At 67.8% G+C, this 23,193-nt stretch carries 19 protein-coding genes; all 19 read left to right on the forward strand.

Annotation, left to right across the window (positions count from 1 at the left end):
- The first annotated feature begins 20 nt into the window (after nucleotides 1–20).
- The 19 genes from xpsF (at nucleotide 21) to AC07UW_RS00115 (ending at nucleotide 23,181) form a co-directional block, all read left to right on the forward strand.
- Nucleotides 21–1,241 carry a type II secretion system protein XpsF gene (gene xpsF / locus AC07UW_RS00025; protein WP_223494196.1) on the forward strand — a complete coding sequence of 407 codons (1,221 nt, stop codon included), beginning with the start codon at nucleotides 21–23 and terminating at the stop codon, nucleotides 1,239–1,241.
- Nucleotides 1,242–1,290: 49 nt separating this feature from the next.
- Complete coding sequence (gene gspG / locus AC07UW_RS00030) at nucleotides 1,291–1,734, forward strand: type II secretion system major pseudopilin GspG (RefSeq protein ID WP_032951922.1); 444 nt, start codon at nucleotides 1,291–1,293, stop codon at nucleotides 1,732–1,734.
- A 6-nt stretch (nucleotides 1,735–1,740) separates the two neighbouring features.
- The gene (gene xpsH, locus AC07UW_RS00035) at nucleotides 1,741–2,235 is read left to right on the forward strand and encodes a type II secretion system protein XpsH (RefSeq protein WP_025876706.1); all 495 of its coding nucleotides are present in this window, start codon (nucleotides 1,741–1,743) and stop codon (nucleotides 2,233–2,235) included.
- Nucleotides 2,232–2,651, forward strand: a complete 420-nt coding sequence (gene xpsI / locus AC07UW_RS00040) for a type II secretion system protein XpsI (RefSeq protein WP_336024568.1) — start codon at nucleotides 2,232–2,234, stop codon at nucleotides 2,649–2,651. Before xpsH ends, xpsI begins: the two co-directional genes overlap by 4 nt.
- On the forward strand, nucleotides 2,648–3,280 hold the full coding sequence (locus AC07UW_RS00045) for a type II secretion system protein J (RefSeq protein WP_336024572.1): 633 nt from the start codon (nucleotides 2,648–2,650) through the stop codon (nucleotides 3,278–3,280). The genes xpsI and AC07UW_RS00045 overlap by 4 nt, the downstream gene beginning before the upstream one ends.
- Complete coding sequence (locus tag AC07UW_RS00050) at nucleotides 3,277–4,140, forward strand: type II secretion system minor pseudopilin (RefSeq protein WP_336024574.1); 864 nt, start codon at nucleotides 3,277–3,279, stop codon at nucleotides 4,138–4,140. The genes AC07UW_RS00045 and AC07UW_RS00050 overlap by 4 nt, the downstream gene beginning before the upstream one ends.
- Nucleotides 4,137–5,306, forward strand: a complete 1,170-nt coding sequence (locus AC07UW_RS00055; protein WP_336024578.1) for a PilN domain-containing protein — start codon at nucleotides 4,137–4,139, stop codon at nucleotides 5,304–5,306. Before AC07UW_RS00050 ends, AC07UW_RS00055 begins: the two co-directional genes overlap by 4 nt.
- A complete protein-coding gene (gspM, locus tag AC07UW_RS00060) occupies nucleotides 5,281–6,000 on the forward strand; it encodes a type II secretion system protein GspM (RefSeq protein WP_425518182.1) in 720 nt (239 codons plus the stop codon). Before AC07UW_RS00055 ends, gspM begins: the two co-directional genes overlap by 26 nt.
- The gene (locus tag AC07UW_RS00065) at nucleotides 5,990–6,778 is read left to right on the forward strand and encodes a type II secretion system protein, XpsN-like (protein ID WP_223494201.1); all 789 of its coding nucleotides are present in this window, start codon (nucleotides 5,990–5,992) and stop codon (nucleotides 6,776–6,778) included. Before gspM ends, AC07UW_RS00065 begins: the two co-directional genes overlap by 11 nt.
- A 9-nt stretch (nucleotides 6,779–6,787) precedes the next feature.
- The gene (gspD, locus tag AC07UW_RS00070; protein WP_336024583.1) at nucleotides 6,788–8,998 is read left to right on the forward strand and encodes a type II secretion system secretin GspD; all 2,211 of its coding nucleotides are present in this window, start codon (nucleotides 6,788–6,790) and stop codon (nucleotides 8,996–8,998) included.
- Between the two features lie 507 nt (nucleotides 8,999–9,505).
- Nucleotides 9,506–10,360 (forward strand): glycosyltransferase family 2 protein, encoded by an 855-nt coding sequence (locus tag AC07UW_RS00075; protein WP_223494203.1) that lies wholly within the window; start codon nucleotides 9,506–9,508, stop codon nucleotides 10,358–10,360.
- On the forward strand, nucleotides 10,357–11,196 hold the full coding sequence (locus AC07UW_RS00080; RefSeq protein WP_495211179.1) for a glycosyltransferase family 2 protein: 840 nt from the start codon (nucleotides 10,357–10,359) through the stop codon (nucleotides 11,194–11,196). Before AC07UW_RS00075 ends, AC07UW_RS00080 begins: the two co-directional genes overlap by 4 nt.
- Nucleotides 11,197–11,305: 109 nt before the next feature.
- Nucleotides 11,306–12,502: a nicotinate phosphoribosyltransferase gene (gene pncB, locus AC07UW_RS00085; RefSeq protein WP_032978918.1), complete on the forward strand. Its 1,197-nt coding sequence runs from the start codon at nucleotides 11,306–11,308 to the stop codon at nucleotides 12,500–12,502.
- Between the two features lie 135 nt (nucleotides 12,503–12,637).
- Nucleotides 12,638–13,822: a non-hydrolyzing UDP-N-acetylglucosamine 2-epimerase gene (wecB, locus tag AC07UW_RS00090; protein ID WP_495211180.1), complete on the forward strand. Its 1,185-nt coding sequence runs from the start codon at nucleotides 12,638–12,640 to the stop codon at nucleotides 13,820–13,822.
- Entirely contained in the window at nucleotides 13,819–16,020 is a 2,202-nt protein-coding gene (locus AC07UW_RS00095; RefSeq protein ID WP_495211181.1) for a hypothetical protein, read from the forward strand. The genes wecB and AC07UW_RS00095 overlap by 4 nt, the downstream gene beginning before the upstream one ends.
- Nucleotides 16,021–16,026: 6 nt before the next feature.
- On the forward strand, nucleotides 16,027–18,174 hold the full coding sequence (locus AC07UW_RS00100) for a glycosyl transferase family protein (RefSeq protein ID WP_495211182.1): 2,148 nt from the start codon (nucleotides 16,027–16,029) through the stop codon (nucleotides 18,172–18,174).
- On the forward strand, nucleotides 18,171–20,990 hold the full coding sequence (locus AC07UW_RS00105; RefSeq protein WP_495211183.1) for an NfrA family protein: 2,820 nt from the start codon (nucleotides 18,171–18,173) through the stop codon (nucleotides 20,988–20,990). Before AC07UW_RS00100 ends, AC07UW_RS00105 begins: the two co-directional genes overlap by 4 nt.
- A 21-nt stretch (nucleotides 20,991–21,011) precedes the next feature.
- Nucleotides 21,012–22,052 (forward strand): alginate O-acetyltransferase AlgX-related protein, encoded by a 1,041-nt coding sequence (locus AC07UW_RS00110; RefSeq protein WP_495211184.1) that lies wholly within the window; start codon nucleotides 21,012–21,014, stop codon nucleotides 22,050–22,052.
- A gap of 4 nt (nucleotides 22,053–22,056) precedes the next feature.
- Nucleotides 22,057–23,181: an alginate O-acetyltransferase AlgX-related protein gene (locus AC07UW_RS00115; protein ID WP_495211185.1), complete on the forward strand. Its 1,125-nt coding sequence runs from the start codon at nucleotides 22,057–22,059 to the stop codon at nucleotides 23,179–23,181.
- Nucleotides 23,182–23,193 lie beyond the last annotated feature (12 nt).

Consider the following 23,193-nt stretch of genomic DNA (forward strand, 5'->3'; position numbering starts at 1 on the left):
CGTGCAGGGACGACGCTGACATGCCGAACTACCGTTACAAGGCACTGAACCCACACGGTGAAGTGTTCGACGGACAGATGGAAGCGGCCAGCGAGGCCGAGCTGGTCGCGCGCCTGCAGGACCAGGGCCATCTGCCGATGGAAACGCAGCTGGCCGACGGGGGGGCGGTTGGCGGCAGCAGCCTGCGCGGCCTGTTCCGCCAGCGTCCGCTGCAGGGCGCGGCACTGCTGCAGTTCACCCAGCAGCTGGCCACGCTGCTCGGTGCCGGACAGCCGCTGGACCGCGCGCTGTCGATCCTGCTCAGCCTGCCCGAAGACGAGCGTTCGCGCCGCGCGATCACCGACATCCGCGACGTGGTGCGTGGTGGCGCGCCGCTGTCCACTGCGCTTGAACGCCAGCACGGCCTGTTCTCGCGTCTGTACGTGAACATGGTGCGCGCCGGTGAAGCCGGTGGCAGCCTGCACGACACGCTGCAACGCCTGGCCGATTACCTTGAACGCAGCCGTGCGCTGCAGGGCAAGGTGATCAACGCGCTGGTCTACCCGGCGATCCTGCTGGTGGTGGTGGGTGGTGCGCTGCTGTTCCTGCTGGGTTATGTGGTGCCGCAGTTCGCACAGATGTACGAAAGCCTGGACGTGGCGCTGCCGTGGTTCACCAACCTGGTGCTGCAGCTGGGCTTGTTCGTGCGTGACTGGTGGGTGCTGCTGCTGGTGGTGCCGGGCGTGCTGCTGCTGTTGTTCGAACGCAAGGCGCGGCAGCCCGCGTTCCGTCTGGCGCTGGATGGCTGGCTGCTGCAGCGCCGCGGCATCGGCCGCCTGCTGGGCGAGCTGGAAACCGCGCGGCTGGCGCGCACTCTGGGGACACTGCTGCGCAACGGCGTGCCACTGCTGGGCGCGCTGGGCATCGCCCGCAACGTCCTTGGCAACCGCGCCCTTGCGGCAGACCTGGAGACCGCCGCCGACGAGGTCAAGAACGGCACCGGCTTGTCGCTGGCGTTGTCGCGCGGTAAACGTTTTCCCCGGCTGGCGCTGCAGATGATCCAGGTCGGCGAGGAGTCCGGCGCGCTCGATACCATGCTGCTGAAAGCTGCTGATACCTTCGAACAGGACAGCGCCCGCCGCATCGACCGCCTGCTGGCGGCGATGGTGCCGGCGATCACCCTGGTGCTGGCCTCGGTGGTCGGCGCGGTGATCGTGGCCGTGCTGGTGCCGTTGTACGACCTTACCAACGCCATCGGCTGACGATGGCCTCCTTCGCAACTCCGACATCCCGTACCTGAAAGGACCGACCATGATTGCTTCCCGTCGACCGATCCGCCTTTCCTTCACCGCCGCACGTCACCAGTCGGGCATGAGCCTGCTGGAGATCATCATCGTCATCGTGCTGATCGGCGCAGTGCTGACTCTGGTCGCCAGCCGCGTGCTCGGCGGCGCCGATCGTGGCAAGGCCAACATCGCCAAGGCGCAGGTGCAGACCGTTGCCTCCAAGGTCGACAACTACCAGATCGACACCGGCAAGCTGCCCGCCTCGCTCAACGACCTGGTGACCGCACCGGCCGGCGTCGGTGGCTGGCTGGGCCCGTATGCCAAGCCTGCCGACCTCAACGACCCGTGGGGGCACGCGCTGGAGTACCGCGCACCGGGCGAGGGCCAGGCGTATGAACTGATCAGCCTGGGCAAGGACGGCAAGGCCGGCGGCAGCAGCGTCGACGCTGATATCCGCTACCAGCCGTAAGCGCGCATGCTGCTTTTCCTGCCGCGCCGGGTGTCACGCCCGCGCCTGCACGGTAGGCGCGCGGCGGGCCTGTCGCTGCTGGAAATGCTGCTGGTGATCGCGTTGATCGCGGCCATCGGCCTGATCACCGCCGCTGGCATGTCGCGCGGCTTTGCCGGCATGCAGCTGCGCAGTGCCGGCAAGGACATCGCCAACCAGCTGCGCATGGTGCGCGCGCAGGCCATTGCCCGCGGCGAGCCGCAGCGCTTCGTGATCGAACCGGCGCAGCATCGTTGGCAGGGCGCCAGCCAGCGCCACGGTGAAGTGCCGGCCAAGCTGAAGGTGCAGTTCGAAGGTGCCGCGCAGTTGGCCACCGCGCCCGGCCAGGGCGTGATCGAATTCCATCCCGACGGCGGCTCCAGTGGCGGCCGCATCCGCCTGCAGCTGGAGAGCGCCGAGTGGCGCATCGATGTGGGCTGGTTGACCGGTGAAGTCCGTTCCGGACCGTGGCGGGCGCAATGAGGTCGCGCGCCCGTGGTTTCACCCTGCTGGAAGTGATCGTTGCCTTCGCCTTGCTCGGGTTGGCGTTGACGCTGTTGCTGGGCAGCCTGTCCGGTGGCGCGCGCCAGGTGCGCGATGCCGAGCTGCGCACGCGCGCGGTGCTGCACGCGCAATCGTTGCTGGCCGCTGCCGGCGTGGAAGCGCCGCTGCAGGCCGGCAGCCAGCAGGGCGAGTGGGAGCAGGGGCGTTATCACTGGCAGCTGCAGGTGCAGCCCTGGGCCGAGCCGCGTAGTGCTCCGCTGCCCGCTGCGCAGTCGCCGGGCGCACCCTGGCTGGCGGAACTGCAGCTGCAGGTGCGCTGGGGCGACAGCGAGCGCGAGCAGTTGCGCTGGCGCAGCCTGCGTCTGTTGCCGCCCGCGCTGGAGAATGCGCGATGAGGCGCCGCGCGCGGGGCTTCACCCTGATCGAAGTGATGCTGGCCACGGTGCTGCTGGCAGGCGGCCTGGCGTTGGCGTTCGCCAGCGTGCGCTCGGCGATGGCGATCAGCCAGCGCGGTGAGCAGATTGCCGCGCAGAGCGAACGCATGCGCGCAGTGCAGGCCCTGCTGCGGCGCCAGCTCGCCAGCGCCCTGCGCAGCCCGCTGGAAGTGCCCGATCCTACCCGCGAACCGGTGTTCTTCCAGGGGGACGATCAGGGCATGCAGTTCGTTGCCGACCTGCCGGGCTATCTCGGTCGCGGCGGCCCCTACCTGCATGCGCTGCAGGTGGATGGCGCAGCCGGCCACCGCCGCTTGCTGCTGGAACTGGTGCTGCTGCAGGAAGGCGAGCGCATCGAAGAGAACCCGCCGCGCCCGCCCGAAGTGCTGGCGGAGGAGTTGAAGGACGTAAGGCTGCGCTATCGCGGTGTCGACGCCAGCAACGGGCAGTTGACCGAATGGTTGCCACGCTGGGAGGACACCCGTCGCCTGCCGTTGCTGGTGGAGGTGCAGATCGTGCCAACCCGGGGCACGCCATGGCCGCCGCTGGTGGTGGCACTGCGGGCTGGCGGCAGCGGAGGCGCGCGATGAAGCGTCCACGTGGTGCCGCGCTGGTCCTGGTGCTGTGGCTGATCGCGCTGATGACCGCACTGGTCGGCGCTTTCGCGCTCAGCGCACGGGTCGAACACCTGCAGCAGCGGGTGCTCGGTGACGATGCACGCGGCCAGGAGCGCGCCCGTGCGGGCCTGGAGTACGCGCTGCTGCGGTTGCAGCCAGACCCGCAGCGTCCACCGTGGCAGGCCGACGGCCGGGCCTATCGCTGGCAGTTCGACGACGCCCGCATCGAGATCCGGGTGCTGGACGAGAACGGCAAGATCAACCTCAACCTGGCCGATGCGGCCCTGCTGTCCGCATTCATGCAGGCACTGGGCGAGCCAGCAGAAAGCGCCAGGCAGCTGGCCGGTGCGATCATCGACTGGCGCGACGAAGACAGCCTGCTGCAGCCCGGTGGCGGTGCCGAGGCGCCGGAGTACGCCGCCGCAGGCCTGCCCTATGGCCCGCGCAACAAGCGCTTTGAAACCCTGGGCGAACTGCAGCGGGTGCTGGGGATGCGCGGGCCGCTGTATACCGCGATGCTGCCGCACCTGACGCTCTACAGCCGGCAGGCGCGACCGGATCCACGCTTCGCCAGTGGCCCGGTGTTGACCGCAATGGGCCTGGATGCGGAACAACTGCTGGCGCAACGCGCCCAGCAGGAGCGTGACGGAGATAACGCTGCGGGTGCATCGGAGCTTGCCAGCGGCAGTGGCACCTATAGTATCGAGTCCCGCGCCACTGACGGCGGCGGACGCCTGTCGGTGCTGCAGGCGGTGGTGCGCAACGGATCGGGCGGGGTGCCCGGCCGGACCTACACAGTGCTTCGCTGGGAGCAGGGAATGGCAGCAAGATGACGGCGTGGCAGGACAGTCTGCGGCAGGTGCAGGGCCAGATCGGCCCCGGTGCCGGCCGTTTCCTGCGCTGGTGGCGGCAGTCGTTGCTGGCCTGGGTGCCGATGCGTTGGCAATGGGCGCTGGGCTGGTCGCAGACCCGCCTGCTGCTGCAGTGCGAAGACGGGCAGTTGCAGGTCTGGCGCGAAACCGGTGACGGCCTCGAGCCTGTGGCCCGCCTGCCATGGCCGCTGCAACCGGCGGACCTGGACCGCGTGCTGGAGCCGCGCCTGCGCAGCCTGCCACGGGTGTGGCTGCTGCCGGCCGGGCAGGTCCTGCGGCGGAATCTGCGTCTGCCTGCCGCAGCCGCTGACCGCCTGCGTGCGGTGGTCGGCTACGAGATCGACCGGCAGACACCGTTCGAAGCCAGCCAGGTCAGCTATGACATCCGTGAGCTGGGCAGTGCCGGCGAAGGCCTGCTGCAGGTGGAGCTGGTGGCCTGGCCGCTGCGCCAGCTGGATGACTGGCGCGCGCAGATCGGCGAGTGGGCCGATGCGTTGGCCGGTGTCGATGCGATCGACGCCCAAGGCCGCGCACTGCAGGTCAACCTGCTGCCGCCCGCGCAGCGTCAGCAGCGACCGGACCCGATGCGGCGCTGGAACCTGCTGCTTGCCATGGCTGCGCTGGTGATGCTGGTGCTGGCGGCGATGCAGCTGCTGGACAACCGCCGCGCCGCCGTCGATGCGCTGCGCGAAGACGTCGAGCGCAGCGCCCGCAGTGCACGTGGCGTGGCCAGCGAACGCAGCCAGCTGCAGGCGCTGCTGGATGGAGCGGCGTTCCTGGAAACACAACGCAGCCAGCGCGCCAGTACCGTCGAAGTGTGGAGTGAGCTGACCCGACGCCTGCCCGATGGCACCTACCTGGAAAAACTGGCGATCGAGAACAACAGCCTGCAGTTGATCGGCCTCAGCAGCGAAGCATCTCAGCTGGTCCCGTTGCTGCAGGACGCGCCGCAGTGGCGCAAGGTCAATCTCACCGGCGTGCTGCAGGCTGACGGTGCCGCCAGTGGCCGCGACCGCTTCACCCTGACCGCCGAGCTGCAGCCATTGCCTTCGGCAGCACCGGCGCCGGCACCCGCCCCGACTGCAACCACGGAGGCGGCCAATGCCGATGCCAAGCGCACGCCGTGACCGCTGGCTGGCACTGGCACTGCTGTTGGCAGTGCTGGGCCTGGCCTACCTGCTGCTGGTGCACCCGTGGTTCACCCAGCCGCTGCGCGCGATCGATGCCGATGCCGCTGCCCTGCGCGAGCGCCAGCAGCGCGTGCAGGCGCAGCTGCAGCAGCAGCCGCAGATCGAACAGCGGCTGCGCGCGACCCGCGACGCCCTGCAGCAGCGCCCGGGTTTCCTGCAGGAAGCCACCGCCGAGGCCGCTGCGGCCGCGCTCGGCGCACGCCTGCAGGATGCGGTGGCGATGGCCAGCCCGGGCAACCGCAGCTGCACCATCAGCAACCGCACCCCATTGAGCGACAACCGTCGCGATGCCGCCTTCGTGCGCGTAGCCATGCAGGTGCGCCTGCGCTGTGGCGTGGCCGAACTGGCCACCGTGCTGCACAGTCTGGAGACCGGCAGCCCGCGCCTGTTCGTGGACAACCTCAACCTGATCGCGCAGCGCTTCCAGCAATCGCCGAACGAATCCGGCCTCGGCCTGGATGTGTCCTTCGAGCTGGCCGGCTACCTGTTGCCGGGTGCTGCCGCCGATTCCTCCACAGCGCCCGTGGCCACACCGCCTGCAGCGGCGCCGGTGGTGTCGCCGCCGGCACCTGTACCTGCACCAGCGGAGCAGCCTGCTGCCGATGCGCAGGAGGTGGCCGATGAAGCTTGAGCAGATCAACCTGCGCACCGGGTTGTTGCTGGCGGTGGCCGGATGGGCTGCGGCGACCTGGCTGGCCACCGGCTTCGGGCTTGGCAGCCAGCTGCCCACGGTCAGCACAGAGGGCGACGCCCAGGCCGCGCTGCCGGCGTTGCCGGTGCTGGCGCCCGAACGCATGGCCGGCGCAGACAGCTACAGCGTGATCAGCGAACGGCCCCTGTTCGCCGAAGACCGCAAGCCGCGCCCGTATCTGCTGGGGGGCAGCGAAGCGGCCGCCAGTCCCGCGCTGCGCCTGACCGGCGTGCTGATGACCCGTGATTTCAGCATGGCCACCTTCACCACCGAGCAGGGCCGGTCGCTGCGCCTGCGCCTCAATGGCGATGCAGTCGATGGCTGGCAACTGGTCGCATTGGAACCGCGCCAGGCCACGGTGATCGGCTCCAGTGGCAGCCAGGTGCTGGAACTGGCCGTGTTCAATGGCCAGGGCGGTGAAGCGCCGACCGCGCTGCGCGGGGCCAATGGCACACCGCCTGTGCCTGGCGCGGTGGTTCCGCCGCCACCGCCACAGCCAACGCCCAGCCAGACCCTGCCCAACCCCCGTGCCGCCGATGGCAATGTGGCTCCCGCCTCGCCTGCACCGGCCGCAGCCGCCGCACCCCCTGCAAATACCAACGGTCCCAGCGAAGCGCAGATGCAGGCCATCCGCGAACGCATCCAGGCCCGCCGCCGTCAGCTGCAGCAACAGCAGCAACAACCGTCGCCGCCCCCGGGCGATGGCACCAACCGATAGAGTGAATGCATGAATCTGCGTTTTCTTCCCTGGTCCCTTGCCCTGACACTGCTGGTCGGCTGCAGCACCGTGTCGGCCCCGCATGTGCAACGCAACGGCAACCTGCAGCCATCGGCAAGCGCCGGTCAGGCCGCCACCGATGCGCAGACCGAAGCGGCCGATCAAGCCCAGGGAACGCCGCAGGCGGTGATCCGTCGCGGCACCGGCACCATGATCAACCGCGAGGCCGCGCGCAAGCCGTCGCCCGCGTTGCATGCGGCCAGCTCCGGCGAAGCCACCTTCAACTTCGAGGGCGAGTCGGTGCACGCGGTGGTCAAGGCCATCCTCGGTGACATGCTCGGCCAGAACTACGTGATCGCCCCGGGGGTGCAGGGCACGGTGACGCTGGCCACGCCCAAGCCGGTGTCGCCGGCACAGGCACTGAACCTGCTGGAGATGGTGCTGGGCTGGAACAACGCCCGCATGGTCTACAGCGGTGGCCGCTACAACATCGTCGCCGCCGACCAGGCACTGGCCGGCACCGTGGCGCCGAGCACCGCGCCGGCATCCAGCGCACGCGGTTTCGAAGTGCGCGTGGTGCCGCTGCAGTTCATCTCCGCCACCGAGATGAAGAAGGTACTGGAGCCGTATGCGCGGCCCAATGCCATCGTCAACGTCGACAGCGGCCGCAACGTGATCACCCTTGGCGGCACCCGTGCCGAACTCGAGAACTACCTGCATACCGTCGAAATCTTCGATGTCGACTGGCTCTCGGGCATGTCGGTGGGCGTGTTCCCGATCCAGTCCGGCAAGGCCGAGCAGGTCGCCGCCGATCTGGAGAAGGTCTTCGGCGAAGAGAGCAAGACGCCCAGCGCGGGTATGTTCCGTTTCCTGCCGCTGGAAAACGCCAACGCGGTGCTGGTGATCACCCCGCAGGTGCGCTACCTGGACCAGATCCAGCAGTGGCTGGACCGCATCGATACTGCCGGTGGCAGCGCGCGCCTGTTCTCGCATGAGCTGCGCTACATCAAGGCGCGCGACCTGGCCGAGCGCCTCAGTGAAGCCTTTGCCAGCAGTGGCAACCGTGGCGGTTCCGGCTCGGCAGCGCTGGCGCCAGGCGCCATCCCGTCGCAGCTGGGCAGCGATGGCGACCGTGGCATGGATGCGGGCAACAGCAGCAGTTTCAACAACCAGGTCGGCGGCGGCAGCAGTGGTAGTGGTGGCAGTGCCGGCAGCCTGAACCTGCCGCAGCGCCAGTCGGGCAACGTCAGCATCAGCCTGGAAGTGGAAGGCGATCGTGTTGGCGTGTCGGCGGTGGAGGAAACCAACACGCTGCTGGTGCGTTCGACACCGCAGGCCTGGCGCTCGATCCGCGAGGTGATCGAAAAGCTGGACGTGATGCCGCTGCAGGTACACATCGAAGCGCAGGTGGCCGAAGTCGGGCTGACCGGCGACCTGAAGTACGGCGTCAACTGGTTCTTCGACAATGCCGTGGCGGGGCGCGCGCTGACCGGCGCGCTGTCCGGGTTGACCCTGCCCGCAGCGGCCGGCGGCTCCTGGAACACCTTCGCCGGTGCGGTGACCGGCACCGATGGCGCCAACTGGGCGTTCACCGGGCACAACGGTGCAGCCGTGGTCAGCGCGCTGGACAAGGTCACCGACGTGCGCCTGCTGCAGACGCCCTCGGTGTTCGTGCGCAACAACGCCGAAGCCACCCTCAACGTGGGCGACAAGGTGCCGATCAACACCACCACGGTCAACACCGGCATCGGCACCAGCAGCTACAGCTCGGTGCAGTACATCGACACCGGCGTGATCCTCAAGGTGCGCCCGCGCGTAACCCGTGACGGTACGGTGTTCCTGGATATCGTGCAGGAGATCAGCAGCGCATCGGACGTGCCGGAGAACTGCAATCCGCAGGAGCGCAACTGCAATCCGCGCATCTCCACCAAGAAGCTGGCCACCGAGGCGGCGGTGCAGAGCGGGGACACCATCATGCTGGCCGGCCTGATCACCGATTCGGCCACCGATGGCAGCAGCGGCATTCCCGGCCTCAGCCGGATTCCGGTGCTGGGTGCACTGTTCGGCCAGAAGAGCCGCACCAGCCGTCGTTCGGAAGTGATCGTGCTGCTGACCCCGACCATCGTCCGCAACGGCCAGGAAGCCCGCACCCTGACTGACGAGTACAGCCAACGCTTCCGCGCGATGGAGCCGCTGAACCAGCCGCGCGCAAAGAAGTAAGGGGGGGAGGGCAGGGCTGCGCCCGGGTAACACGCCATCGCATGCGCGCTGTCGCTCCCACGCTTCGCTGCGCGAACCGTGGGCCCCGCTTACCAGCTTCCAGACCCCCGCCGCTTTGCGGCCGCCCCCTGACTCAGGGGGCTCTGCCCCAGACGCGACGTCGTGACCGGTAGATCCACGCCATGCGTGGATGCTCCTCGTCTCAATGTCGAAATACTCGATTTCGATGAAGATTCATCCACGCATGGCGTGGATCTACTGACCACCGGGGAACTGTCGAAGGCGGGGTGGGTCCGGTGGCGGGGGTGTCCGCGGCATGGATGCCGCGGCCAAGCCTCCAGGGATGGATTCACGGCGTCCCCTGCCACCGGACCCACCCCGCCATTCCCAGGAAGCCAGCTTTTGCTGTTGCCGTTGCCGTTGCTGCGGCCTCTGCGGGTGCCGGGTGCAACCCGGCCGACACCCACCCGATGCTACGCTGTGGCCACCGACAACCACGGAGGCGGGATGGGGGCGATCGTGTTGTTGCCGCTGGGCGTGGACGACGCGGTACTTGACCGCTGCCTGGCCGCGCTTGATGCCGGTACCGCAGCGGGAACATCGATCTGGCTGGCCGATGACGCGCAGGCCGGGCCACGCGCACAGGCGGTGGTCGAACACTGGCTGGCGCACACCCCGCTGCAGGCCGAATACACCCGCCGCGCCAGGCCACTCGGCGAGGTTGCCCACCTGGACGAAATGCTGCGTGCCTGCGATGGCCTGGACGTCGCGGTGCTGGCCCCGGACAGCGTGCCTGCACCGGGATGGCTGCAGCAGCTGCAGGCCACGTTTGCACGCGACGCGGCCATTGCCACGGCCACGCCGTGGTGCAACGTGGGCGAAACTGCGGCGTGGCCGCGCTTGGGTGAGCTCAACCCCGAACCGGACGACCCAGCGCTGTTGGCCCATGTCTGCGCCGCGCTGCCGACTCTGCATCCTGAACTCCCTTCGGCGGTCACCCACGCCGTACTGGTGCGCGCCAATGCACGGCGGCGCGCCGGTGGCCTGGATGCAGAAAGCTACCTGGGCTGGAACGCGGCGCTGGTCGATCTGAGCCTGCGCATGGCCGGTCTCGGTTGGCGCAACGTGTTGTGCGAAAACGCCTTCGTCAGCCGTGCCAGTGAAGCGCCCAGCCGCGACGGCGATCTGGAAGCACTGGCCGCGCGCTGGCCAGGCTGGGTACCGCGGCTGGCTGACTTCCTGATGCACGACCCGCTGCACGCGCTGCGCCAGGACCTGCAGCACGGCCTGCAGCAGGCGATAATGCCGCGCGGGCAGGGCGACCTGTTCGTCCCGCCATCACCGTTGGAGCCGCCTGTTTGAATTCCGCCATTGCCGCCATCGTCGTCACCTACCAGAGCGGCAGTACCATCGATGCCTGCCTGTCGCGGCTGCGCCAGGCGCAGGACGTGGCCGAGATCCGGGTGGTCGACAATGGATCGCTGGATGACACCCTGGAAGTCGTGCAGCGCCACGCCAGCCATGATCCGCGTGTACGTTTCATCGCCAACCCGGATAACCCCGGTTTTGCCGCAGCCAACAACCAAGGCGTTGCCGATTCACGCAGCCCGTGGCTGGCCTTCATCAATCCGGACCTGATGGTCGAAGTCGATACGCTGGCAGCCCTGCGTGACCGCGCCAATGCGGTGGGCGACAGTCTGCTGGGCGTGGAGCAGGTGGACGAGCAGGGCCAGGCCGATGACGCGGTACGGCGCCGTGATCCGGACTTCCTTGCCATGCTGCGCTCGCCCGGTCGTGGCGCGCGGTTGGCCATTGCCCGCGACCTGGCGCAGCCGTTGCAGCAGGTGCCTGCGTTGTCCGGTGCGCTGCTGCTGATGCCCCGCGCCCTGTTTGATCGCATCGGCGGCTGGGATGCCGGCTACCGGCTGCACGCCGAAGACCTCGACCTGTGCCGCCGCGTGCGTGAGGCCGGTGGCGTGGTCGCCATCGCCAACGACCTGAAGGTGACCCACGTGCGCGGGGTGTCCAGCCGTTCGCGCCCGTTCTTCGTGGAATGGCACAAGCATCGCGGGCTATGGCGCTATTTCAGCAAGTTCGAAGCGCCGCAGCGGTCGTTGCCGGTGCGGGTGGCGGTGTGGGGGGCGATCTGGGCCCATGCAGTGGTGCAGGTGCCGAGGTTGCTGCGCAGGTCGCTGTAACGCGCTGCCACAGGATCATCCACACATGGCGTGGATCGACTGCAGAGCGCGTGAGGGCGCCACCTCCACCACGGACCCCGGTTCACCCATACGGGCGCATAATTCCCCCATGCCTATCATCCAGTCCCTGCTCGACACCGACCTGTACAAGTTCACCATGATGCAGGCGGTGCTGCACCAGCACCCCGGCGCGCAGGTTCAGTACCGTTTCAAATGCCGCACCCCCGGTATCGAACTGGCCCGCTACATCGACCAGATCGATGAGGAGATCGACCACCTGTGCAGCCTGCGCTTCAGCAATGAAGAGCTGGATTACATGCGTGGCCTGCGCTTCGTGAAGCCCGATTTCGCCGACTTCCTCGGCCTGTTCCACCTGGACCGCAAATACATCCAGCTGCGCGCGTCGAAGACGGTGCCTGGCGAGATCGAACTGGACATCACCGGTCCGTGGCTGCACACCATCCTGTTCGAAGTGCCGCTGCTGGCGATCATCAACGAAGTCTGGTTCCGCAACACCACCACGGCGGATTTCGCCGAAGGCGAACGCCGCCTGCAGGCCAAGGCCGCGCTGCTGCGCGATACCCCTGGCTTCGAACAGTGCCGCATCGCCGACTACGGCAGCCGCCGCCGCTACTCGCGCGACTGGCATGCGCGCCTGCTGCCGCTGCTGCGCGATGCGCTGGGCCCGCAGCTGGTCGGTACCAGCAACGTGCACTTCGCGCGCCTGTACGGCATGACCCCGCACGGCACCATGGCCCATGAATACCTGCAGGCGTTCCAGGCGCTGGGCCCGCGCCTGCGCGATTCGCAGGTAGCGGCGCTGGAATCGTGGGCGCGCGAGTACCGCGGCGACCTTGGCATCGCCCTGTCCGACGTTGTCGGGCTGGATGCGTTCCTGCGCGACTTCGACATGTATTTCTGCAAGCTGTTCGACGGCGTGCGCCATGATTCCGGCGACCCGTTCGACTGGGGCGACCGAATGCTGGCCCACTTCCAGCTGCGCCGGGTCGACCCGCGCAGCAAAGTACTGGTGTTCAGCGATGGGCTCGACATCACCAAGGTGATGCGCCTGTACGACTACTTCCGTGGCCGCTGCCAGGTGGCGTTCGGCGTGGGCACCCACCTGACCAACGATCTGGGGCCGACCCCGCTGAACATCGTCATCAAGATGGTCCGCTGCAACGGCCAGCCGGTGGCCAAGCTCAGCGACTCGCCGGGCAAGAGCATGTGCGACGACCCGGGCTACCTGTCCTACCTGCGGCAGGTGTTCGAATTGCCTCCTGAAACGGGCCCCAGCGTCACATAGTGACGCTTTGCGTCAGTTGCTTCATCCGGCTTGCTGCGCGTCTTTGTGATGCGTATCACATTTACGTGGCCGAACTTCACGAGATCGCTTACGATCCGCGTACAGGATGTTTGCAGGTCTTGAGGGAGTTCTGCGGTGAAGGTTCTTTCTGTTTTCGGTACCCGTCCTGAAGCAATCAAGATGGGGCCGCTGGTAAAGGCGCTGGGTGAGGCGCCGGATATCGAATCCATCGTCTGCACCACAGGCCAGCATCGGGCGATGCTGGACCAGGTGATGTCGCTGTTCGAGATCACCGCCGATCACGATCTTGATGTGATGGTTCCCAACCAGACCCTCAACGGCCTGTGCGCCAAGCTGTTCGAGCGCCTGGATGCGTTGTATGCGCAGGTGCGGCCCGATCGCGTGCTGGTCCACGGTGATACCAGCACGGCGATGACCGCTGCAGTCGCTGCCTTCCATCACCGCATTCCGGTGGGACACGTCGAAGCTGGCCTGCGTACCGGCGACATCACCCGGCCGTGGCCGGAAGAGATGAATCGCCGCGTCATCGATGTCGTCTCTGATTTCCTGTTTGCCCCCACACCAAGTTCCCGCGCCAACCTGGAACGCGAACACCTCGGCGGCAGGATCCTGGTGACCGGAAACACCGTCATCGACGCCCTGCAGCAGACCGTACAGCAGCTCGATCGCGACCCGGCACTGCGCGCCCGCGCCGATGCGCCCTTCCAGATGCTTGATCCCGAGCGTCGCCTGCTGCTGGTCACCGGCCATCGCCGCGAGAGCTTCGGCCAGGGCTTCCTGGACATCTGCCGCGCACTGGCCGAGCTGGCCCAGCGCGAAGACCTGCAGGTGCTCTATCCGGTGCACCTCAACCCCAACGTGCAGGGCCCGGTGAATGCCGAGCTGGGCCATCTGGGCAACGTGCACCTCGTGCCGCCGCAGGATTACCTGAGCTTCGTGCGCCTGATGCAACGCGCCGACGTGATCCTTACCGATTCCGGCGGCGTGCAGGAAGAAGCGCCCGCTCTGGGCAAACCGGTGCTGGTGATGCGCGATGTCACCGAGCGTCCGGAGGCGGTCGATGCCGGGGTGGTGAAGCTGGTCGGCACGACGCCGACGCGGATCGTCGATGCCGTCAACGCCGCGTTGCAACAACCATCACATGCAACCCGTTTCGACCCCGACGCCAGTCCTTACGGTGATGGCCGAGCCAGTGCGCGCATCGTCGCGGCCCTGCGCGGAGATCCACTGCCCGAATTTGCTACCGGCCACCGCAGTGCCGGCCCTGTTCCCACCCCTCTACAAGAAGTGACGCCATGACCCAGACCGGCCGACGTAGCTTCCTCGTTGTTTCCTCCGTGCTGGCCCTGGCGAGCTCCGCTGCCGCTGGCGCTGCCGACAGCGCTGCCGGCCAGTTCACCGAATGGACTGGGGACAGCACGGTAAGCCGGCAGATGACGCTGCGCCAGCTCGGCTTCCGCCAGCCGCTGGTGCTCAGCGGGCAGGAGAGCCAGCGCGAGGTCTACCTGCCCGTACCCGTGGGCGTGCCGACCCGCGATGCGCAGCTGCAGCTGGATGGCCGCTATGTGCGTGGCCATACCGGGCGCACGTCGGGGCTGTGGTCGGTCGATGGCGATCCGATGGCGGCACGTTCGATCACCGACGCGCAGGGCGACGCCAGCCAGCTGCTGGCCATTGACGGCGAGCCCCGCGAGAACGGCTTCGTCCGCGTCGGCGTGGGCTGGTGGTCGATCGTTTCCGACTACCGCTGCGCGGACCAGAGCGCGCCAGCCAACGTGCTGCGGCTGTCGCCGGATTCGCGCTTCAGCTATCGCTTCGATGGACGTGCGGTGGACACCGTGGCCAAGGCCTGGGGCGCACTGCCGCCGCGCGTGCGCCTGCTGGTGGAGGGCAAGGCGCTGCAGGCATCGACCTACGATGCGGCGTGGCGCATCGGTGCAGCATTGCAGACCGGAGGCAAGCAGGTTGATGTGGTCGCACTGCCCAAGGTCGGCGACAGCGTGGACCTGACCGGCATCATCATTCCCGCCAGTCTGCAGGGCGTGCCTGCCTACGCGGCGCTGGCAGCCGGTGAGCGCGCGCACGCAATCAAGGATCTGGCCGAAGTCGGTGCGCTGTTGTCGCTGCGTGACAGCGGCCCACTCGCAGCCGATGTGATGATCGGCAGCGATGCGCTGCGCAACGGCGTGCGAGCGGCACTGGATGCGCTGGCCGTGCAGGTCGGTGCCAGCGGCGCAGATGCCGCCAGTGCATTCAGCACCTGGCGGGCGGCCGACATGGCGGCATTGGAAAAGCCGGTGGCCAATGCCTCGGTGAGCGTGACCACTGTTGCCGGACGGCCGACCCTGGTGGTCGACCCCGCGGCCGGGGGCAAGGTGGCAGGCTTGCTGTCCGAGCAGTGGCGCAACTATGCACTGGGGCGTTCACTGCAGGTCACGCAGGCGGTCGCACCCGCGATGGAAGGGGATCGCGTACTGCTGAGCCGGCTGGGCAACATCGCCGGTACGCAGGACATCGTCACTCGTGGCGATCGCAGCGCCACCTTTGAACTGGGCGCATTGTCGGCCGATGGCCGGTTGCCGGAAGAGGTGGTGCTGGATGTATCGGCTGCACCCAATGCGGCCGGGCAGGGCGCGGTTGCAACGATCTACTTCAACGACTACCTGCTGGGGGCCAAGGTGCTGTCCACCGATGGCAAGCCGCAGCGGCTGGTTGCCAAGGTGCCCACCTACGCGTTGTCGGCCCGCAATGAAGTACGGGTCAGCTTCCTGCGGCAGCCGGCGCGGCCTTACTGCCACGATCCCGCTACCGCGTTCCCGGTGTCGATCCTGCCCAGCAGCCACCTGAAACTGGCCAAGCGCACGCTCGGCGCAGACTTCATCGGCGCGGCCAGCCAGCTGGCGCATGCCAATGAAGTGTTCGTGCCGGCTACCTGGCTGCAGGATGCGCCGACCTCGTTGGCCAAGGTCATTGCCATTGCCAGCGCTGTGGGCGCATCGCCGGAAGCGGCCAGCCTCAAGGTAGTGGATGCGGGCGCCGCGATCAGTCCGACCAGGCCTTACCTGGCCTTCGCGCTGGCACCGTCCGGTGTCTCGCTGGCGGGCCTGAAGGATGGCCAGCTGGTGATTGCCGGCAAGCCGCAGCCGCTCCTGGACCTCCGCGGCCTGCAGCAGGCCGCGGCAGTGCAGGTGGCTTCGGCAGGTGGTCAGATCGGCGTGCTGTACAGCGACCTCGGCACAGAGGGGCCGACACTGGCTGCGCCGTTCCGGCTGCTGCGGGGTGACCTGGCCGTGATCGATGGCAGCGACGTCGTCCGCGATTTCGACAGCCAGGATCCCTACGGTTCGCGTATCGCCCAGGAGGGCAATCCGCAGTCGAAATGGGAACAGCACATGGTATGGCTGCTGTTGCTGGTGGGCATCGTGGTGTTCGCCCTGGCGGCCGCCCGCATCACCCAGATCCGTCGCCGCCGCAAGTCCGCCAGCACCGGGCACTGATCGACCGTGGACGGTCTGTTCTGGAACATCCAGCTGGCCAACTACTACGCTGCTCTGGAAACAGTGGCAGCGGCGGTGGCCGTGCTGATCCTGATTTCCAGCCTCGATGACCTGTTCATCGACGTCTGGTACTGGGTGCGCGAAAGCTGGCGCACGCTGACGGTGAAGAAGCGTCGCGAGTACAAGCCGCTGACCCAGCAGGACCTGCTGCAGCGGCCGGAGCAGCCGCTGGCGATCATGGTGCCGGCGTGGATGGAATACGACGTCATCGCGCAGATGGTCGAGAACATGATCGACGTGCTCGACTACCGCGAGTACGTGGTGTTCGTCGGCACCTATCCGAACGATCAGCAGACCATAGACGAAGTCGAACGCATGCGCCGCCGCTACAAGCGCCTGCGCCGCGTGGAAGTGCCGCATGACGGCCCGACCAGCAAGGCCGATTGCCTGAACTGGCTGATCCTGTCAATCTTCGACTACGAGAAGCGCCACGACATCGAGTTCGCCGGGGTCATCCTGCACGACAGCGAAGACGTGCTGCACCCGATGGAACTGCGCTTCTTCAACTACCTGCTGCCGCGCAAGGACATGATCCAGCTGCCGGTCACCTCGCTGGACCGCGAGTGGTACGAACTGGTGGCCGGCGTGTACATGGACGAGTTCGCCGAATGGCATGCCAAGGACCTGGTGGTGCGCGAAAGCGTGTCCGGCATGGTGCCGTCGGCGGGCGTGGGCACCTGTTTCTCGCGACGTGCGCTGCTGGCGCTGAGCGAGGCCACCGGCAACCAGCCGTTCAATACAGACAGCCTGACCGAAGACTATGACGTCGGCGCACGGTTGGCGGCGATGGGAATGCACTCGATCTTCGCCCGCTTCCCGGTGCAGTTCCTGGTGCGGCGACCGTCCTGGTTCGGCTGGGGGCCGGTGCGTGAGCGCACCCAGCAGATGGCGCTGTGCGTACGCGAGTATTTTCCCGACAACTTCCGTGCGTCCTACCGGCAGAAGGCGCGCTGGGTACTGGGTATCGGCCTGCAGAGCTGGGAAACGCTGGGCTGGCGCGGCTCGCTGGCGACCAAGTATCTGCTGGCGCGCGATCGCAAGGGCATCATCACCTCCTTTGTCAGCATCATCGCCTACCTGATTTTCCTGCAGCTGCTGCTGTTCTGGCTGCTGAAGATGACCGGTGTGTGGAACCTGCAGTACCCCAGCGTGTTCCAGGCGGGCAGCTGGCAGATGAACGTCGCGCTGCTGACCACCGCTGCCTTGGCCACGCGCGTGGTGCAGCGCTTCTACTTCGTCAACCGGCTGTATGGATGGGAACACGCGTTGATGTCGATCCCACGCATGGTGGTCGGCAACATGGTCAACTTCATGGCCACCGCACGCGCGTGGCGGATGTTCCTGGCCTATCTGTTCTTCGGCAAGCGCATGGTCTGGGACAAGACCATGCATGATTTCCCCGACGCCGCGGCATTGGTGCAGACCCGCAAGCGCCTGGGCGAACTGCTGACCACCTGGCAGGCGGTCGAGCCCGAGCGCCTGGAACAGGCGCTGCAGCAACAGCAAGGCGGACGCCAGCAACCGCTTGGCCGCATCCTGCTGTCACAGGGCTGGCTGGATGATGAAACGCTGGCCGAGGCGATTGCCTTCCAGGGCGACCTGCAGCGTGCGGTGATCGACGTCGATTATCTGGGCCGGGGCGGGTTCCCGGTCAGCGTCGACGCCTGCGTGCAGTGGCGCATGCTGCCGTTGCCTCCCTTGCAGGAAGGTACCCTGCGGCTGGCCGTTGCCAATCCGTTGTCGGAGGCCGCGCTGGATCTGTTGAAGCAGGAAACCGGCAACGCCCAGGTCGAGCAGAGCATCGCCCGCGAAAGCGAGATCAACGCCGGCCTGCGCATGATCAGTGGCGCCGAGCTTTGGCGCATCGATACCGTGCCGTTGCTGGGCGACCTGCTGGTGGAAATGCGCCTGATCGACCACGCGCATTTCGAGATCGCACTGGATGAGTACAAGCCCCAGCGTGATGGACGCATCGGCGATTACCTGGTCAAGCGGGGCATCGCCACCGAAGACGCCATCGCCCAGGCGATGGAAGAACAACGCCGCCGCGCGGCGATGCTGCAGTCGCCGCCTCCCGGAGTTGCAACGGTATGAAGACCTCGCTGCTGTCCACCGTCATCGCCGTTGCCCTGGCGGCCGCTGCCCCGGCATACGCGCAGGCCGACGTGCCATTGCCGCTGTCCGGGCCCGCCTACCGCATGGCCGAGCAGGCGTTCGCCGCCTACGAGCGTGGCGATTACAGCACGGCCCTGCGACAGGCCGGCGAAGCATCGCGGCTGCGCCCGGATGTGGTGCGCCTGCGGTTGCTGCAGATCTATTCGCTGCAGAAGCTCGGTCGCAGTGACGAGGCACGCCAGCAGGCGCGGCGTGCGCTGGATGCGGGGCTGAAGGATCCGGCATTGCCGGGGCTGGCCACCGCGCCGGCGGCCGCTGCTGCCATCGGCGGTGGTACCCGCGCCGTGCCGGCGGCACGACAGACGCCGGCTGAGCGCGCTTACCAGCAGGCATTCGCCATCGCGACCGAAGCCTATACCGCCTACAACAACGACCAGATGGCGGTGGCCGCCAGCAAGGCCGAACAGGCCTTCCGCCAGCAGCCGCAGCAGGGTGCATGGGCGATGCTGTGGGTCGCCTCGCTGGAAGCGCAGCAGCAGTTGGAGCAGGCCGACGCTGCGGCGGCTACCGCACTGCAGCTGGGCGCACCGAATGTGGCAGATCTACGCGCCAAGCGCGTGGCATTGGGCCGTCAGCGTGCAGTGAAACCGGCACAGGAAGGCTACCAGGCGCTGATATCGCAGGATTTCCGGGCCGCCGTCGGGTTCGCCCGCGAAGCGGTGGCACGTGCGCCCGACGTCGCCTCGCACCGCCTGCTGCTGATGACCACGCAGTTGCTCGATGGGCAGCTGGCAGAAGCAGAGCGCACCGCAGACCAGGCCTTGGACAACGATGCCGACGATACCGTCGCCCTGGTGATGCGGGCCTATCTGCGCCAGCGCCAGGGCAACACTGCCCAGGCCAACGCCGATTTCGACGCGGCCCTGCAGCAGGACTGGCTCGATGACCAGCAGCGCCGAAACGTGCGCCTGCTGGCGGTGGACGCCGCAGTGGCTGCCGGTGATCGCAACCGTGCCACCGCGCTGCTGGCGCCGCTGCAGGCCGATCCCCTGGACGACGTAGACGCGTCCTCACGGCAGGGCATCCGCGAGGCGGTGACCCAGCGCGAAAAGGCGATCCGTGGCGCACGCGCCGGCCAGACCCTGACGTTGCAGTCCTATCCGGCGCCGTTCCAGCAGTGCCGCGATACGCCTTACGGTACCCAGTGCGAACTGATGCCCGCCGATCTGCAGGGCGAAGGCGGCCCGGCACAGCGCGCCTATGCGGCCTATGGCCGGCAGGATTACCAGCAGGCCATCAGCGAAGCGCGCCAGGCCGTGCAGGAAACTCCGGACAGTGCGACCTTGCAAGGGCTGCTGACCACGGCCCTGGCCGCCGGCAACCGCAGCCAGCAGGGCGAGGCGCGCCAGCGCCTGGACAGCGCGCTGGCCACCCACCCCGATGATGCGGGCCTGCTGATGCAGCGTGGCTACCTCAATCAGGCGGCGCGCGAACCGGCGCTGGCGCTGGCTGACTTCCGAGCCGCCGAGGCCACCGGCAAGGCGCCCAAGACGGTGATGATGGACCAGGCCTATGCCAGTGCCGCCAGCGGCGATCACCGCCAGGCCGTGACCCTGCTGCGCGGCGCGATCGACGCTGCCGACGCCGGCCAGCTGCCACTGGACAAGGCGCAGCGCTACAACACGCGCAGTGCCATCGCCGGCTACTCGCGCGACTGGGGCGTGACCGCCTCGGCCGGCTACCGCGGGTCGCGCCAGGCGGCCACCAACCTGGGCGGGGCATCGATCAGCACGCCCGGCGCTTCGGTGTTCAGCACCCTGGAAGCCTTCTGGCGGCCGCAGGCCACCAACAACCAGCACGGCACGCTGGAAGCCTACGCGCGCATCGCCAATACCTTGTACGACGAAGGCGGTACGTTCGAATCGTTGCTGTTCACCGACCCCTGCACCGGGCAGGCGACGCCGGACAACCGTGAACGCGCCGAGCGCCTCAGCCGTTCGCGTTCGATCGCCGGCTGGCCGTCCACCGTCGGTTCGTTCGGCGTGCGCTATGCCTTCGGCCAGACCGGCCTCAGCGTCGGCCTGGAACGCCGCCAGTTCCTCGGCAGCGCGACCCGGCGCGGCGGCATCTATGCCGACTCCGCCGCCATGCGCTGCCAGATCCAGATCGAATCCGAACGCCCGCTGCAGGCCAACCTGCTGGCCCGTTACCGGCTCAACGACAGCGCCGGTGGCTGGATGACCTACGCCACCTACGGGTTCTACAACGGCACCGGCGTGCGCACCGACGTCACCCAGTGGTGGACGATCAGCGGCTACGCCCAGGCCGGCCTGAGCTGGGATGACAACCGTGCCCACTTCACCGTCGATGCACTCGACGCCAACGGCGCGCCGTCCCAGCGCGTAAGTGAATCCAATGGCCGCCTGCGCCGCCAGCAGGCCTTCGCCGCGGCAGAACTGCGGGCCGGGCGCAATTACCGCTTCGGTGCCGACCAGACCCGCTGGCTGCTGACCCCTTACCTGGTGCTGGGCGCGGACTGGCAGGACCAGCGCTCGCGGGTGCGCGGCATCGACTATCCCGGCATCGGGCCGCAGTCGTTCAACCTGTCCGACACCCAGCGCAGCTGGTCGCTCGGGGCCGGTCCTGGCGTCGGCGTCCGTTACTGGTTCCGCGAAGACCACTACAACGCGGCGCGCTCCTACCTGGACCTGTCGGTGTCCTACCGCTTCGCCATAGGCGGCGGCGATACCCAGCGGGCCAAGGGACTGTTCGCCACTGCCACCCTTTACTACTGATGCTGCATGAAGGATCTGCCGATGAAATCAGTTTTCTCTGCAACGCTCCGCGTACCGTCCGCACGTAGACCGCGCTTGCTGCTGCTGGCCGCCGTGTGCGCGCTGGCCGCCGCCGGTCCCCTGCTGGCGCAGGCACCTGCCGCGCCCGTTGCCGCGGCCAACCAGGACTCGTCCATCGTGCTGACTGGCAAGGATGGCTGGCTGTTCCCGGCCTGGGGCAGCCTGACCGAAGTCGATAGTGCCGCCGTCGCCCGCAACACGGCGCTGATCGCCGAGGCGCAGCGCACGCTGGCCGCCGCCGGGGTCAAGTTGCAGGTGCTGGTGCTGCCGGACAAGGCCCTGTTCTATGAAGACAAGCTGCCCGATGGCAAGCGCCTGGGCGATGCGGTGCGTGGTCGCTATGCGTTGGAACTGGAGGGATTGGTCAATGCCCACGTGCCGGCTGTCGATGCGTTGCAGGCGATGCGGCAGGTCAAGCAGGGCGGCCAGGAGGTGTTCTATCGCAGCGATCAGCACTGGACCCAGCCGGCCGCCGACGCAGTGGCCGCTGCCGTCGCCGCGAAGGTGAAAGAGCAGGTGCCGACCCTGGCCGGGCAGGCCGGCAGCGGCATGCCGCTGGGCAGCGAGATCAAGGAACGCCGCTTCGGCGATCTGGCCGAGCTGTTCCTGACCGATGAACAGCGCAAGGCGATCGGCCGCGATACCTTCACCGTGCGCCGCCAGGCCGAACAGCAGTCGCTGCTGGATGATGCACCGGCGCCGGTGCACGTGACCGGCCACAGCATGGTGCAGCCGTATTTCGGTTTCCCGCAGAAGCTGTCCAACCTGATCGACCGCCCGGTATCGGTGAACTGGAAGCCCGGCAACGTCGGCCACTGGGTGATGCTGCTGGAGTACCTGGAATCACCCGCGTTCAAGCAGAACAAGCCGCAGGTGCTGGTCTGGCAGATGTTCGAACCGTCCTACCCGCAGGGCCCGGATGCACGCGGCCAGTGGGACAACGCCTCGATCATGACCCCCGAACAATGGAAGGCACGCCTGCACAAGGCGCTGGGGCAGTGATCCGATGAATGCCCGTCCCGGGGCGCCCGCGCCCCTGCCACCTGCTGTCCCACCGCGTGCCCATCGGCTGACCGCCGTGGTGGTATCGGCATTGCTGCTGATCGGCGTCTGCGCCGGTGCCTGGATGCTGGCCAACGCCAAGCTGCCGGCCGAGAAACTGCTGCCCTCGCGCTGGGCAGATGGCGAAGCCGGGCAGGCGATCAACCAGGCCCTGCGGCTGCCGATCCAGGCCCAGGGCGACCTGCTGGGGGCCGCCGTGCGCTATCGCCTGCTGGGCGATCTTGGCGAGCAGGTGGCGCTGGGGTGCCCGGACTGGCTGTTCTATCGCGATGGCCTGCGTCCGCAGCCGGGTGCCGGTGCCAAGGTATTCAACGATCGCGTGCGCCTGATGCAGCACTGGTCGCAGCAGTTGCAGGCCACCGGTGCGAAGCTGGTGGTGGTGGTGGTGCCGGACAAGTCGCGCATCGAGCAGGCGCACACCTGTGGCCTGCGCTATTCCGAACCGATGCGTGCGCGCTACGGGCAGTGGCAGCAGGCCTTGTCCGCTGCCAACGTGGCCAGCGTGGACCTGCTGCCGGTGCTGGCCGGGCAGGACGCGCCGGTGTTCTTCCGTACCGACGTGCATATGAACCGCATTGGCGCGCAGCGCGCGGCCGACGCGGTGAGCGCGGTGGCATTGCCGCTGCTGGGCGGGCAGGGCAGCCAGGCCTTCGAGGTTGGGCCACTGGGAACACCGAAGCCGCGCATGGGCGACCTGATCGTGCTGGCGGGCCTGGAACACGCACCGCCATCATGGCGGCCGCCGCTGGACCTGGAGCCGGAGCAGGTCATCGCGCCGCTGCGCAGTGGCGGCCTGCTGGACGAAACCCCGCCGGTGGAGGTGCTGCTGCTGGGCAGCTCCAACGGCCGCCGCAGCCTGTTTGCCGAACGCCTGGGCCATGGCCTGGGGCGCGAAGTGTGGAACCAGAGCATGGACGGCGGCCAGTTTTCCGGCGCACTGCTGGCGGCACTGCCGCAGCAGGCGACGTGGCCGCCCACCGTGAAACTGGTGATCTGGGAATTTTCCGAAATGGCCCTGTCCCTGCCGCTGACCGAAGGCGAGCAGAAGGCATTGGCCGGTATCGACTGAGCGCCGACCGAC

It is taken from the genome of Stenotrophomonas sp. GW821-FHT02D01 (genome assembly GCF_059421765.1).